This is a genomic window from Klebsiella sp. w6 (genome assembly GCF_033100215.1).
GTDB classification, from domain to species: Bacteria; Pseudomonadota; Gammaproteobacteria; order Enterobacterales; family Enterobacteriaceae; genus Klebsiella; species Klebsiella variicola.
Genome location: NZ_CP136907.1, coordinates 2442913 through 2455298, shown reverse-complemented (window position 1 = coordinate 2455298; position 12386 = coordinate 2442913). Strand labels below are relative to the sequence as shown.

13 protein-coding genes are annotated in these 12386 nt (G+C 57.4%); 12 read left to right on the top strand and 1 reads right to left on the bottom strand.

Annotated elements, in window-relative coordinates; translation table 11 throughout:
* Window positions 1-79: 79 nt before the first annotated feature.
* The 12 genes from R0140_RS12080 to gstA all read left to right on the top strand — a co-directional run bounded on the left by R0140_RS12080 (window position 80) and on the right by gstA (window position 11431).
* Window positions 80-1450 carry a GH1 family beta-glucosidase gene (locus R0140_RS12080; protein WP_008804648.1) on the top strand — a complete coding sequence of 457 codons (1371 nt, stop codon included), beginning with the start codon at window positions 80-82 and terminating at the stop codon, window positions 1448-1450.
* A 218-nt stretch (window positions 1451-1668) separates the two neighbouring features.
* Window positions 1669-1884 (top strand): transcription modulator YdgT, encoded by a 216-nt coding sequence (gene ydgT, locus R0140_RS12075; protein ID WP_004202843.1) that lies wholly within the window; start codon window positions 1669-1671, stop codon window positions 1882-1884.
* Between the two features lie 75 nt (window positions 1885-1959).
* The gene (locus R0140_RS12070; protein ID WP_008804647.1) at window positions 1960-2400 is read left to right on the top strand and encodes a DUF2569 domain-containing protein; all 441 of its coding nucleotides are present in this window, start codon (window positions 1960-1962) and stop codon (window positions 2398-2400) included.
* A gap of 78 nt (window positions 2401-2478) precedes the next feature.
* The gene (gene rsxA, locus R0140_RS12065; protein WP_002907658.1) at window positions 2479-3060 is read left to right on the top strand and encodes an electron transport complex subunit RsxA; all 582 of its coding nucleotides are present in this window, start codon (window positions 2479-2481) and stop codon (window positions 3058-3060) included.
* A complete protein-coding gene (gene rsxB / locus R0140_RS12060; RefSeq protein WP_048268499.1) occupies window positions 3060-3638 on the top strand; it encodes an electron transport complex subunit RsxB in 579 nt (192 codons plus the stop codon). Before rsxA ends, rsxB begins: the two co-directional genes overlap by 1 nt.
* Complete coding sequence (gene rsxC / locus R0140_RS12055; RefSeq protein WP_109910295.1) at window positions 3631-5586, top strand: electron transport complex subunit RsxC; 1956 nt, start codon at window positions 3631-3633, stop codon at window positions 5584-5586. Before rsxB ends, rsxC begins: the two co-directional genes overlap by 8 nt.
* Window positions 5587-6639: an electron transport complex subunit RsxD gene (gene rsxD, locus R0140_RS12050; protein WP_032754544.1), complete on the top strand. Its 1053-nt coding sequence runs from the start codon at window positions 5587-5589 to the stop codon at window positions 6637-6639.
* A 10-nt stretch (window positions 6640-6649) separates the two neighbouring features.
* On the top strand, window positions 6650-7270 hold the full coding sequence (rsxG, locus tag R0140_RS12045; protein ID WP_032691405.1) for an electron transport complex subunit RsxG: 621 nt from the start codon (window positions 6650-6652) through the stop codon (window positions 7268-7270).
* 2 nt (window positions 7271-7272) lie between these two features.
* Complete coding sequence (locus R0140_RS12040; protein ID WP_008804642.1) at window positions 7273-7971, top strand: electron transport complex subunit E; 699 nt, start codon at window positions 7273-7275, stop codon at window positions 7969-7971.
* A gap of 1 nt (window position 7972) precedes the next feature.
* Window positions 7973-8608, top strand: a complete 636-nt coding sequence (nth, locus tag R0140_RS12035; protein ID WP_317704037.1) for an endonuclease III — start codon at window positions 7973-7975, stop codon at window positions 8606-8608.
* Between the two features lie 601 nt (window positions 8609-9209).
* The gene (gene dtpA, locus R0140_RS12030) at window positions 9210-10715 is read left to right on the top strand and encodes a dipeptide/tripeptide permease DtpA (RefSeq protein ID WP_008804640.1); all 1506 of its coding nucleotides are present in this window, start codon (window positions 9210-9212) and stop codon (window positions 10713-10715) included.
* Between the two features lie 110 nt (window positions 10716-10825).
* A complete protein-coding gene (gene gstA, locus R0140_RS12025; protein ID WP_008804639.1) occupies window positions 10826-11431 on the top strand; it encodes a glutathione transferase GstA in 606 nt (201 codons plus the stop codon).
* A 42-nt stretch (window positions 11432-11473) separates the two neighbouring features.
* Here the strand turns inward: gstA and pdxY are convergent, their stop codons facing one another.
* Complete coding sequence (gene pdxY, locus R0140_RS12020; protein WP_008804638.1) at window positions 11474-12334, bottom strand: pyridoxal kinase PdxY; 861 nt, start codon at window positions 12332-12334, stop codon at window positions 11474-11476.
* Window positions 12335-12386: the final 52 nt, after the last annotated feature.

Below are 12386 nucleotides of genomic sequence, written 5' to 3'. Positions count from 1 at the left end.
CAACCGGTTTCAGAAACCGGTTGCACAGCTATCCTTGCTTTGATTACACTCCCTCTATCATCAGACTGGGAGCTTTTTCATGGCCGCTTTTCCGCACAATTTTTTATGGGGTGCCGCTACCGCAGCGTATCAGGTTGAAGGTGGGCACGACGCAGACGGTAAAGGACCGTCAATCTGGGACATCTACTCTCACCTGCCGGGTACCACCTTTGAAGGCACCACCGGCGATGTCGCAGTCGACCACTATCACCGTTTTCGCGAAGACGTTGCGTTAATGGCCGAAATGGGCCTGCAAAGTTATCGATTCTCCATCTCCTGGCCCCGGCTGCTGCCCGCCGGGCGCGGCGAAGTGAATGAAGCCGGCGTACAGTTTTACAGCGATCTGATCGACGAACTGCTGGCGCACAATATTGAGCCGATGATCACCCTCTATCACTGGGACCTGCCGCAGGCCCTGCAGGATGAGGGTGGCTGGGAAGCACGCACTACCGCCGAGGCCTTCGCCGAGTACGCCCGCCTGTGCTATGCGCGCTTTGGTTCACGGGTGAAGCTGTGGGCGACCTTTAACGAAACCATCGTGTTCATTGGTCACGGCTACATTAATGGTCTGCATCCCCCGGCGGTGCGCGATCCGGCGCGTGCCATTCAGGCCTGTCATCACGTGTTTATCGCCCATGCGCTGGCGGTCAAGGCATTCCGCGAGATGAATGTGGCGGGCGAGATTGGCTTCGTCAATGTGCTACAGCCGCATACTCCGCTCACCGACAGTGAGGCGGACAAAAAAGCCACCGAACTGGCTGACGCCATCCACACCCACTGGCTTTACGACCCGGTACTGAAAGGCACCTATCCTGCCGCCCTGCTGGCGCAGACCCAGGCTCTGTGGGGGGTACCGCGCTTTGCCCCGGACGATGACACACTACTGCGCGAGAATCGCTGTGACTTTATCGGGCTGAATTACTATCGCCGGGAAACGGTGTCCGCCCAGCCGCCCAACATCCCCACCGGTGGCGAACCTGGCGTGGAGGGGTTGTTCTATTTCGTGCGTAATCCGCAGAGCACCTATACCGAATGGGGATGGGAAATCTGGCCGCAGGGGCTGACGGACGGCATTATGATGATCAAGGAACGCTATGGCGATATCCCGATCTATATCACCGAAAATGGCCTGGGAGCGAAAGACCCGATAATTGCCGGAGAAGTGGTCGACGATCCGCGAATCGACTACCTGAGCAGCCATATTGGCGCCCTGGAAAAGGCGCTGGCGCTGGGGGCGGATGTGCGCGGCTATTATCCCTGGTCGTTTATCGATCTGCTGAGCTGGCTCAACGGGTATCAAAAGCAGTACGGCTTTGTCTATGTCGATCACCAGCAAAATCTGGCACGCAAACGAAAGAAGAGTTTTTATTGGTACAAATCTGTTATTGCCAGTCACGGCGAACAGCGTTAATCTTCTCTTGCGGGCGCCATTCGGCGCCCGGTCTGGTTTTAGAATATTCTTAAACTTCTCCCTGCTCTTCAAGGTCGGCTCTCGCCCCTTGTCATGGGTTTATATAACCTGAATCATTCCACCCGGCCCCATTCAGAAGGCGCCGTTGGTTGAGAGTAGGTTTAGTGAATGCTGATAATATTCAACATAATTATTCCGATTATAAAATGGATACGAAAATGACCGTTCTGGACTATTTATTAAAATTCCGCAAAATCAGTTCGCTCGAAAGTCTTGAAAAACTATTTGATCACCTTAACTACTCCCTGACCGACACCGAAGAGATCGTGAATATGTATCGTGCGGCCGACCACCGCCGGGCAGAGCTGGTCTCCGGTGGTAAATTGTTCGATGTGGGCCAGGTGCCTAAATCCGTTTGGCGATTCGTGCAGTAAGGCTGTCATCCTTCACGCCAGTTGCTTATACTTCCCGGCCTGATTTTCATTACTGGCGTTGAATAGGGGAGTAACATGACGTCTCAATCTGCAGAACGCATTGGCGGATGGCTGCTGGCACCGCTGGCCTGGTTGCTGGTGGCGCTGCTGAGCGCCTCCTTATCGCTGCTGTTTTTTGCTAATGCTCTCATGTCGACGCAGACGTATGCCCTGCTCCGCGCCATGAGCACCGGACATCTGGCGCTGTGGCTCGCTTCGCTGCTGTTTGCCGTAGCCATGTGGTATTACACGCTCTGGCTGACCATCGCGTTCTTTAAGCGGCGCTCGCTGGTCCCTAAGCACTATATTATCTGGCTGCTCATCACCCTGCTGCTGGCGATAAAGGCATTTGCCTTCTCTCCCGTCTCGGATGTCCTTGCTTTGCGCCAGCTGCTGTTTCCACTCTTGGCTGCCGCGCTCCTGGCGCCCTATTTTCGCCGTTCCCAGCGGGTAAAGCGGACCTTTGTTCATCCGTAATAACCCCACACTTAACCTGTTGTCGCCGGTATCGTTTTATTCGATAATAAGCGGCTTTTTTTCGTTTCAGGTCGCATGATGGCTGATTATTTACTGCTCTTTATTGGTACAGTCCTGGTCAATAACTTCGTTCTGGTGAAGTTTCTTGGTCTGTGCCCGTTTATGGGGGTTTCCAAAAAGCTGGAAACCGCAATGGGGATGGGGCTTGCCACCACCTTCGTGATGACGCTGGCCTCTATATGCGCCTGGCTGATTGATACCTGGATCCTTATCCCCTTAAATCTGGTCTATTTACGCACGCTGGCCTTTATTCTGGTCATCGCCGTGGTGGTTCAGTTCACTGAAATGGTCGTGCGTAAAACCAGCCCGGCGCTCTATCGCCTGCTGGGTATTTTTCTGCCGCTGATCACCACCAACTGTGCCGTACTCGGGGTGGCGCTGCTGAATATTAATCTGGGGCACAATTTCCTGCAGTCCGCGCTGTACGGCTTTGCCGCCGCCGTCGGTTTCTCGCTGGTGATGGTGCTGTTCGCGGCGATCCGCGAACGCCTGGTGGTGGCCGATGTGCCCGCGCCGTTTCGCGGTAATGCCATCGCATTGATTACCGCCGGTTTAATGTCTCTGGCCTTTATGGGCTTTAGTGGTTTGGTGAAGTTGTAATGAGCGCAGTCTGGATAGCCGTGATCGCCATCAGCCTGTTAGGGCTGATTTTCGGCTTAATACTGGGGTATGCCTCCCGCCGTTTCGCGGTGCAGGACGACCCGGTGGTGGAAAAAATTGATGAACTGTTGCCGCAGAGCCAGTGCGGGCAATGCGGCTACCCCGGCTGTCGTCCCTATGCGGAAGCTATTGGTGCCCAGGGTGAAAAAATTAACCGCTGTGCGCCGGGTGGCGAAGCCGTAATGTTAAAAATCGCCGCCTTACTGAACGTCGACCCGCAGCCGGTCGATGGCGATGAACAGGAGGCGGAGCCAGTTCGTATGCTCGCGGTAATCGACGAGCCGAACTGCATTGGCTGCACCAAATGCATCCAGGCGTGTCCGGTGGATGCGATTGTCGGGGCAACCCGCGCCATGCATACCGTGATGAACGACCTGTGCACCGGTTGTAATCTGTGCGTAGCCCCCTGCCCGACCCAGTGCATTTCGCTCGTTCCGGTGGCGACCACCCCGGAAACCTGGAAATGGGATCTCCATGCGATCCCGGTGCGCAATATTCCTGTGGAACAACATGTTTAAGTTATTTTCCGCTTTCCGAAAAGATAAAGTCTGGGATTTTAACGGCGGTATTCATCCGCCCGAAATGAAAACCCAGTCTAACGGTACCCCACTGCGCCAGGTGTCCCTGCCGCAGCGCCTTATCATTCCGCTCAAGCAGCATATTGGCGCCGAAGGCGAACTGTGCGTCAAGGTGGGCGATCGGGTGCTGCGCGGCCAGCCGTTGACCCGCGGATGGGGAAGAATGCTGCCCGTACACGCCCCGACCTCCGGTACCGTTACCGCCATCGCCCCGCACACCACCGCTCATCCTTCGGGGCTGGCGGAGATGAGCGTGATCATTGACGCCGACGGCGAAGACCGCTGGATTGAGCGCGATGGCTGGAGTGATTATCAGGTCCGCACGCGCGAAGCGCTTATCGAACGCATTCATCAGTTTGGCGTCGCAGGCCTCGGCGGCGCCGGTTTCCCCACCGGCAGCAAACTGCGCGGCGGCGGCGATAAAATTAAGACGCTGATTATTAACGCCGCCGAATGCGAACCCTATATCACGGCGGACGACCGCCTGATGCAGGACTGCGCCGCGCAGATTGTCGACGGGATCCGCATCCTCGCGCATATTCTGCAGCCTGACGAAGTGCTGATCGGCATTGAAGACAATAAACCGCAGGCCATTTCGATGCTGCGGGCGGTGCTCTGCGACGCCCATGGCATCTCGCTGCGCGTGATCCCCACTAAATACCCCTCCGGTGGGGCCAAGCAGCTTACCCAAATTCTCACCGGCAAGCAGGTACCGCACGGCGGTCGTTCGTCGGATATTGGCGTGCTGATGCAGAACGTGGGGACGGCCTATGCGATAAAACGCGCGGTGATTGACGGCGAGCCGTTAACGGAGCGCGTGGTCACCCTGACCGGCGAGGCGGTCTCGCGGCCGGGCAACGTCTGGGCGCGCCTTGGTACACCGGTTCGCCATCTGCTTAACGACGCCGGCTTCTGCGCCAGCGCCGAGCCAATGGTGATCATGGGCGGCCCGCTGATGGGCTTTACCCTGCCGGGGCTGGATGTCCCGGTGGTGAAGATCACCAACTGTCTGCTGGCGCCTTCCGCCAGCGAGATGGGCGAGCCGCAGGAAGAGAAAGGCTGCATTCGCTGCAGCGCCTGCGCCGACGCCTGTCCGGCCGATCTGCTGCCGCAGCAGCTGTACTGGTTCAGCAAAGGCCAGCAGCACGATAAAGCCACCGCGCACAATCTGGCGGACTGCATAGAATGCGGCGCCTGCGCGTGGGTTTGCCCAAGCAATATTCCGCTGGTGCAGTACTTCCGTCAGGAGAAAGCGGAGATCAGCGCGATTCGCCAGGAAGAGCAGCGCGCCGCAGAAGCTAAAGCGCGATTCGAAGCCCGACAGGCGCGCCTGGAGCGTGAAAAAGCCGCCCGCGCCGAACGGCATAAAAAAGCCGCCGTTCAGCCTGCTGCCAAAGATCAGGATGCGATTAACGCCGCCCTCGCCCGGGTACGCGACAAACAGCGTGATGCCGCGCAACCGATCGTGATTCAGTCTGGCGCCAAACCGGATAACAGCGAGGCGATCGCTGCACGCGAAGCGCGGAAGGCCGAAGCCCGGGCACGCAAGGCACAGCAGCAGGCCGCGTCGGTGGAAACCCTGTCGACCGACGCAGCAGATCCACGCAAGGCGGCGGTGGAAGCCGCTATCGCCCGCGCCAAAGCGCGTAAAGCCGAACAGCAGGCCGCGCCGGTGGAAGCCCCGGTAGCCGAGCCGGTCGACCCGCGTAAAGCCGCGGTGGAAGCCGCCATCGCCCGCGCCAAAGCGCGCAAAGCCGAACAGCAGGCCGCACAACCGGATCTCGCGTCAGCCGCAGCCAATGACGACCCACGCAAAGCGGCCGTCGCCGCGGCGATCGCCCGCGTTCAGGCGCGTAAAGCAACACAGCAGGCAGTTAACGAGGAATAAATGGTTTTCAGAATCGCAAGCTCCCCCTATACCCATAACCAGCGGCAGACCTCGCGTATTATGCTGCTGGTGCTGCTCGCCGCCGTGCCTGGCATTGTGGTCCAGACCTGGTTTTTCGGCTGGGGTACCGTACTGCAGATTGTCCTCGCCGCATTGACGGCCTGGGCAACGGAAGCCGCTATTCTCAAACTGCGCAAACAGCATATTGTGGCGACCCTGAAGGACAACTCCGCCCTGCTCACTGGCCTGTTGCTGGCGGTGAGTATTCCGCCGCTGGCCCCCTGGTGGATGGTGGTGCTCGGCACTGCCTTTGCCGTGGTGATCGCCAAGCAGCTGTACGGTGGATTAGGCCATAACCCCTTCAACCCGGCGATGATCGGCTACGTCGTGCTGTTGATTTCATTTCCGGTACAGATGACCTCCTGGCTGCCTTCATATGAAATTGCCGCCCAGGTTCCGGCGTTCAGCGATGTGCTGCAGATGATCTTCACCGGGCATACCGCCGCCGGGGGCGACATGGCCAGCCTGCGACTGGGTATCGACGGCGTCAGCCAGGCCACCCCGCTGGATACCTTTAAAACCTCTCTGCATGCCGGGCATAGCGTCCAGCAGGTGCTGCAATTGCCGGTTTACGGTGGCGTACTGGCGGGCCTCGGCTGGCAGTGGGTGAATATCGCCTGGCTGGCGGGCGGTCTGTTCCTGCTGTGGCAGAAAGCGATCCGCTGGCATATTCCGGTCAGCTTTCTCCTTAGCCTTGGGCTGTGTGCCACCCTCGGCTGGTTATTCTCGCCGCAAAGCCTGGCGTCGCCGCAGATGCATTTGTTCTCTGGCGCCACCATGCTCGGTGCTTTCTTTATTCTGACCGACCCGGTGACGGCTTCAACAACCAACCGCGGCCGCCTGATCTTCGGCGCCCTCGCCGGCCTGCTGGTGTGGCTTATTCGCAGCTTCGGCGGTTACCCGGATGGCGTGGCATTTGCCGTTCTGCTGGCGAATATTACCGTGCCGCTGATCGATTATTACACGCGCCCGCGCGTGTACGGCCACCGTTGAGAGAGCGATGATGTTAAAAACGATGCGAAAACACGGCGTCACGCTGGCGCTGTTTGCCGCCGGTTCCACCGGGCTGACGGCGGCGATCAATGAACTGACGAAAAGCACTATCGATCAGCAGGCGGCCCTGCAGCAGAAAGCGTTATTTGATCAGGTCTTACCCGCCGACCGCTATAATAACGATCTGCTCAAGAGCTGCTATCTGGTCAGCGCCCCGGCGCTGGGCAAAGGCCAGCATAAAGTGTGGATAGCCAAAAATAACGACCAGCCGATCGGCGCGGTGATGGAAGCCACCGCGCCAGATGGCTATTCCGGGGCAATACAGCTGTTGGTTGCTGCCGATTTTAGCGGCACGGTCCTCGGCACCCGCGTGACCGAGCATCATGAAACGCCGGGCCTGGGCGATAAAATCGAGCTTCGCCTGTCGGACTGGATCACCCATTTTGCCGGGAAAGTCATCCACGGTCAGGGCGACAGCCATTGGGCGGTCAAAAAAGACGGCGGCGATTTTGACCAGTTCACCGGCGCCACCATCACCCCCCGGGCGGTGGTCAATGCCGTTAAGCGCGCAGGCCTGTATGCACAAACGCTGCCTGCGCAACTTCCTGAATTCACCGCCTGTGGAGAATGACCATGAGCGAAGTTAAAGACGTCATCGTCCAGGGCCTGTGGAAAAATAACTCCGCCCTGGTTCAGCTGTTAGGGATGTGCCCTCTGCTGGCGGTCACCTCGACCGCCACCAACGCCCTCGGGCTGGGTCTGGCGACCACCCTGGTGCTAACCTTAACCAACCTGACCATCTCCAGCCTGCGCCGCTGGACGCCGGCGGAGATCCGGATCCCCATCTACGTGATGATCATCGCCTCGGTGGTGAGCGTCGTGCAGATGCTGATCAACGCCTATGCCTTCGGCCTCTATCAGTCGCTGGGGATTTTCATCCCGCTTATTGTGACCAACTGCATCGTGGTCGGCCGCGCCGAAGCCTTTGCCGCCAAAAAAGGGCCGGCGCTGTCGGCACTGGATGGCTTTTCTATCGGCATGGGCGCCACCTGCGCGATGTTTGTGTTGGGCTCCCTGCGCGAGATCCTTGGCAATGGCACCCTGTTTGACGGCGCCGACAGCCTGCTTGGTAGTTGGGCAAAGGTGCTGCGCATCGAGGTTTTCCATACGGATACCCCCTTCCTGCTGGCTATGCTGCCGCCAGGCGCCTTTATTGGCCTCGGCATGATGCTGGCGGTAAAATACCTCATCGATGAACGTAGCAAGCAGCGGAAGGCGCAAGCGGCCCGGGCCGTTTCTGTCGCCCCGTCTGACGTGACAGGGAAAGCGTAACATGAACAAAGCCAAACGCCTGGCGATCCTCACCAGGCTGCGGGAAAACGATCCCCACCCCACTACCGAACTGCATTTCAGTTCGCCGTTCGAGTTGCTGATTGCCGTTCTGCTTTCTGCGCAGGTCACCGATGTCAGCGTCAACAAAGCGACAGCCAAACTCTATCCGGTGGCCAATACGCCCGCAGCGATGCTGGCGCTGGGGGTGGATGGGGTGAAATCGTATATCAAGACTATCGGCCTGTTTAACAGCAAAGCGGAAAACGTCATCAAAACCTGCCGCATCCTGCTGGAGCAGCACAACGGCGAGGTGCCGGAAGACAGAGCGGCGCTGGAGGCGCTGCCCGGCGTGGGCCGTAAAACCGCCAACGTGGTACTCAATACCGCCTTTGGCTGGCCGACCATCGCTGTGGACACGCACATCTTCCGCGTCTGCAATCGGACGCAATTCGCCCCTGGCAAGAACGTTGAGCAGGTGGAAGAGAAGCTTCTGAAGGTGGTCCCCGCCGAGTTTAAGGTCGACTGTCATCACTGGTTGATCCTGCATGGACGTTATACCTGCATTGCCCGCAAGCCGCGCTGCGGCTCCTGCCTGATTGAAGACCTCTGCGAATTTAAAGAGAAAGTCTACGCCTGATCCCTTCTTCTGAGCCATAACTTAACCCTGAGTTATGGCTCGAATTTATGCATTTAACCCGCCGTTAACACCAGAAAATGTCTCTTATGGTGGGTAATAATCCGGCTATATAACGAACAATCAGTGCTTTCATTTTTTCTCGATGCAAAATTTCTATACATTTGTGATCGAGATCATGCTCGCAACTTTATGTTGATTACATGTTGTGAAAATGAAAACAAATGTCAGGCAATACAACGATTGAGCAAAGATTACCAGGATAATAGACCATTAATTTTTAGGATAATGGACCATATCACTACCTATAAGGTCAATCAGTAGAATATGTCGCCTTTTTAACGAAATCAGACTGATGAAAAAGATAAAAATAGCAATCATAACGAAACGGTGAAATTTAACTCTGGATAACATTCATATGTCCGGAGCATTATGCCACCCACATTATGTGTAACAGTTTATTACAAAGGCCTTGCCTGATGCGCCAAGATAGTGAACATTACCTGCCGTTTTCCCTCCCAAAATAACTATAAAGGCGGCGGTCCAACGAGATTGCGCCCCGAACACCCCCCAGTAAATATGGGATGTAAAAAAAGAGGTATATGTGTCTACTGCAAACAATAAACCAGCAGAAAGCGTGAGTCTGAACGCTTTCAAACAACCACGCGCGTTCTATCTCATTTTCTCGATCGAGTTATGGGAGCGTTTTGGTTATTACGGCCTGCAAGGGATCATGGCCGTTTACCTGGTAAAACAGCTGGGTATGTCGGAAGCGGATTCCATTACTCTGTTCTCCTCCTTTAGCGCGCTGGTCTATGGTCTGGTTGCTATTGGCGGCTGGCTGGGCGATAAAGTGCTGGGCACCAAACGTGTCATCATGCTGGGCGCTATCGTGCTGGCCATCGGCTATGCGCTGGTGGCCTGGTCCGGCCATGATGCTGCCATCGTCTATATGGGTATGGCGACCATCGCCGTCGGTAACGGCCTGTTCAAAGCCAACCCGTCCTCCCTGCTTTCTACCTGCTACGACAAAAACGATCCCCGTCTGGACGGTGCATTCACCATGTACTACATGTCCATCAACATCGGTTCGTTCTTCTCGATGCTGGCAACCCCGTGGCTGGCTGCTCGCTTCGGCTGGAGCGTGGCGTTTGCCCTCAGCGTGGTGGGGATGGTGATCACGATTATTAACTTTGCCTTCTGCCAGAAATGGGTAAAACAGTACGGTTCGAAACCGGACTTTGCCCCAGTGCACATGGGCAAACTGCTGGCGACCATCGCTGGCGTGGTGGTGCTGGTCGCCATCGCCACCTGGCTGCTGCACAACCAGGGCATCGCACGTATGGTGCTGGGCGTCGTCGCACTGGGTATCGTCGTGATTTTCGCCAAAGAAACCATCGGTCTGAAAGGTGCCGCGCGTCGTAAAATGATCGTCGCCTTCCTGCTGATGGTAGAAGCGATTGTCTTCTTCGTACTGTACAGCCAGATGCCGACCTCTCTGAACTTCTTCGCGATTCGTAACGTTGAGCACTCGATCCTCGGTATCGCCTTCGAACCGGAACAGTATCAGGCGCTGAACCCGTTCTGGATCATGATTGGTAGCCCTATTCTGGCAGCCATTTATAACAAGATGGGCGACCGCCTGCCGATGCCGCACAAGTTCGCTATCGGCATGGTACTGTGCTCCGGCGCGTTCCTCGTCCTGCCTTTAGGGGCGAAGTTCGCCAGCGACGCCGGCATCGTCTCGGTTAACTGGCTCATTCTGAGCTACGCGCTGCAGTCTATTGGTGAGCTGATGATTTCCGGCCTCGGCCTGGCGATGGTCGCTCAGCTGGTTCCGCAGCGTCTGATGGGCTTCATTATGGGCAGTTGGTTCCTCACTACCGCCGGCGCGGCGATCATCGCCGGGAAAATCGCCAACCTGATGGCGGTGCCGGAAAACGTCACCGATCCGCTGGTGTCGCTGGAAGTGTACGGCCACGTGTTCCTGCAGATTGGTATCGTCACCGCGGTTATCGCCGCCCTGATGCTGCTCACGGCGCCGAAGCTGAACCGTATGACTCAGGACGACAGCGCGGACCTGAAAGCACGCGAAACCGCGGCAGCCTGACGCCGCAGGGAAAACCAATTATTTTTAAGCCGCTAACGTTAGGTTAGCGGCTTTTTTTTTACCCCTGCCGGGACTAACATACAGAAAACTGCAGCCACGAGGAGTTACGCATGAAACTGTTCTACAAACCCGGCGCCTGTTCCCTGGCCTCGCATATCGCCCTGCGCGAAAGCGGCCTGGATTTCACGTTGCAGAGCGTGGACCTGGCCAAAAAACGGCTGGAAAACGGGGATGATTATCTGCTGATCAACCCGAAAGGTCAGGTGCCGGCGTTGCTGCTGGATGATGACATCCTGCTCACTGAGGGCGTGGCTATTATGCAGTACATCGCCGATCAGGTGCCGGACCGCCATCTGCTGGCGCCAGTGGGCTCCATTGCCCGCTACCAGACCCTGGAGTGGCTGAATTACGTGGCCACCGAGCTGCATAAAGGCTTTACCCCGCTGTTCCGCCCGGATACCCCGGAAGACTATAAGCCTGTCGCGCGGGCGTTGCTCGAGAAGAAACTGCAGTATGTTGATACGTCGCTGGAAGATAAACAGTGGCTGACCGGCCATCGCTTTACTATCGCCGATGGCTATCTGTTCACCGTGCTGCGCTGGGGCTATGGCATAAAACTGGATATGGCTGCCTATGGTCATATCGACAGCTGGATGGCGCAGGTGGCAGCGCGTCCGGCGGTGGCGGCCGCACTGGCGGCTGAAGGCTTAAAATAAGGCCTGAACCTGCCCGGCGGACCGTCGGGCAGGCCCGGGGAGTTACAGCCGGGTGGCGCTGAAGCAGTGCTCCGGTACGGCAATGCGATCCTGCGCCGCCACCACCTGCAGTTCATACTCTTGCATGTTTTTGGTGGTGAGCATGATCTCGTACACCGCGGCGGTAACGTGCTCAAGCGCATCGCGCAGGCTGGCACCCTGCAGCAGTTTCACCAGCAGCAGTCCACTGGTCACATCGCCGACGCCAACCGGCTGACGCAGGCCAAAATCCACCAGCGGCCGACTGATATGCCAGGCTTCTTCGGCCGTCACCAGCAGCATCTCAAAACGATCCATGCTCAGACCGGCGCGGGAAAGATGTTTAACCAACACCACCTCCGGCCCCTGGGCAATCAGCTCCCGCGCAGCAGCTACCGCTTCGCTGACGCTGGCGACCGGATGACCGCACAGGATCTCCAGTTCAACCAGATTCGGCGCAATAATATCGCTGGCCGGCAGCGCATAGCGCACGTGGAATTCCGCCACGCCGGGCGCGACGATACACCCTTTCTCCGGATGGCCCATCACCGGGTCACAAAAGTACTTCGCCGCCGGATTGGCCGCTTTCACCTGACGCACGATACCGAGGATATGCTCGCCCTGTTCAGCGGAACCGAGGTAGCCGCTCAGAACCGCATCGCAGGTCTGCAGCTTGTCGATGTCGGCAATGCCCTGGACGATCTCCGTCAGGTGTGAAGGCGGCATCACGCAACCGGTCCATTTACCGTATTGCGTATGGTTGGAGAACTGAACGGTATTCAGGGGCCAGACATTGGCGCCCAGACGGCGCATCGGAAACTCGGCGGCACTGTTGCCGGCGTGGCCAAACACAACGTGAGACTGAATGGCGAGGATGTTCTTCATTTTCTTACCATAACCCTAAAAAGAAAAAGGGCGTGGTTTCCCACGCCCTGGT

Bases quoted from the DNA above. Each gene is read 5' to 3' on its own strand.
- R0140_RS12080 (WP_008804648.1), top strand. From the start codon at position 80: ATGGCCGCTTTTCCGCACAATTTTTTATGGGGTGCCGCTACCGCAGCG.
- ydgT (WP_004202843.1), top strand. From the start codon at position 1,669: ATGACCGTTCTGGACTATTTATTAAAATTCCGCAAAATCAGTTCGCTC.
- R0140_RS12070 (WP_008804647.1), top strand. From the start codon at position 1,960: ATGACGTCTCAATCTGCAGAACGCATTGGCGGATGGCTGCTGGCACCG.
- rsxA (WP_002907658.1), top strand. From the start codon at position 2,479: ATGGCTGATTATTTACTGCTCTTTATTGGTACAGTCCTGGTCAATAAC.
- rsxB (WP_048268499.1), top strand. From the start codon at position 3,060: ATGAGCGCAGTCTGGATAGCCGTGATCGCCATCAGCCTGTTAGGGCTG.
- rsxC (WP_109910295.1), top strand. From the start codon at position 3,631: ATGTTTAAGTTATTTTCCGCTTTCCGAAAAGATAAAGTCTGGGATTTT.
- rsxD (WP_032754544.1), top strand. From the start codon at position 5,587: ATGGTTTTCAGAATCGCAAGCTCCCCCTATACCCATAACCAGCGGCAG.
- rsxG (WP_032691405.1), top strand. From the start codon at position 6,650: ATGTTAAAAACGATGCGAAAACACGGCGTCACGCTGGCGCTGTTTGCC.
- R0140_RS12040 (WP_008804642.1), top strand. From the start codon at position 7,273: ATGAGCGAAGTTAAAGACGTCATCGTCCAGGGCCTGTGGAAAAATAAC.
- nth (WP_317704037.1), top strand. From the start codon at position 7,973: ATGAACAAAGCCAAACGCCTGGCGATCCTCACCAGGCTGCGGGAAAAC.
- gstA (WP_008804639.1), top strand. From the start codon at position 10,826: ATGAAACTGTTCTACAAACCCGGCGCCTGTTCCCTGGCCTCGCATATC.
- pdxY (WP_008804638.1), bottom strand. From the start codon at position 12,334: ATGAAGAACATCCTCGCCATTCAGTCTCACGTTGTGTTTGGCCACGCC.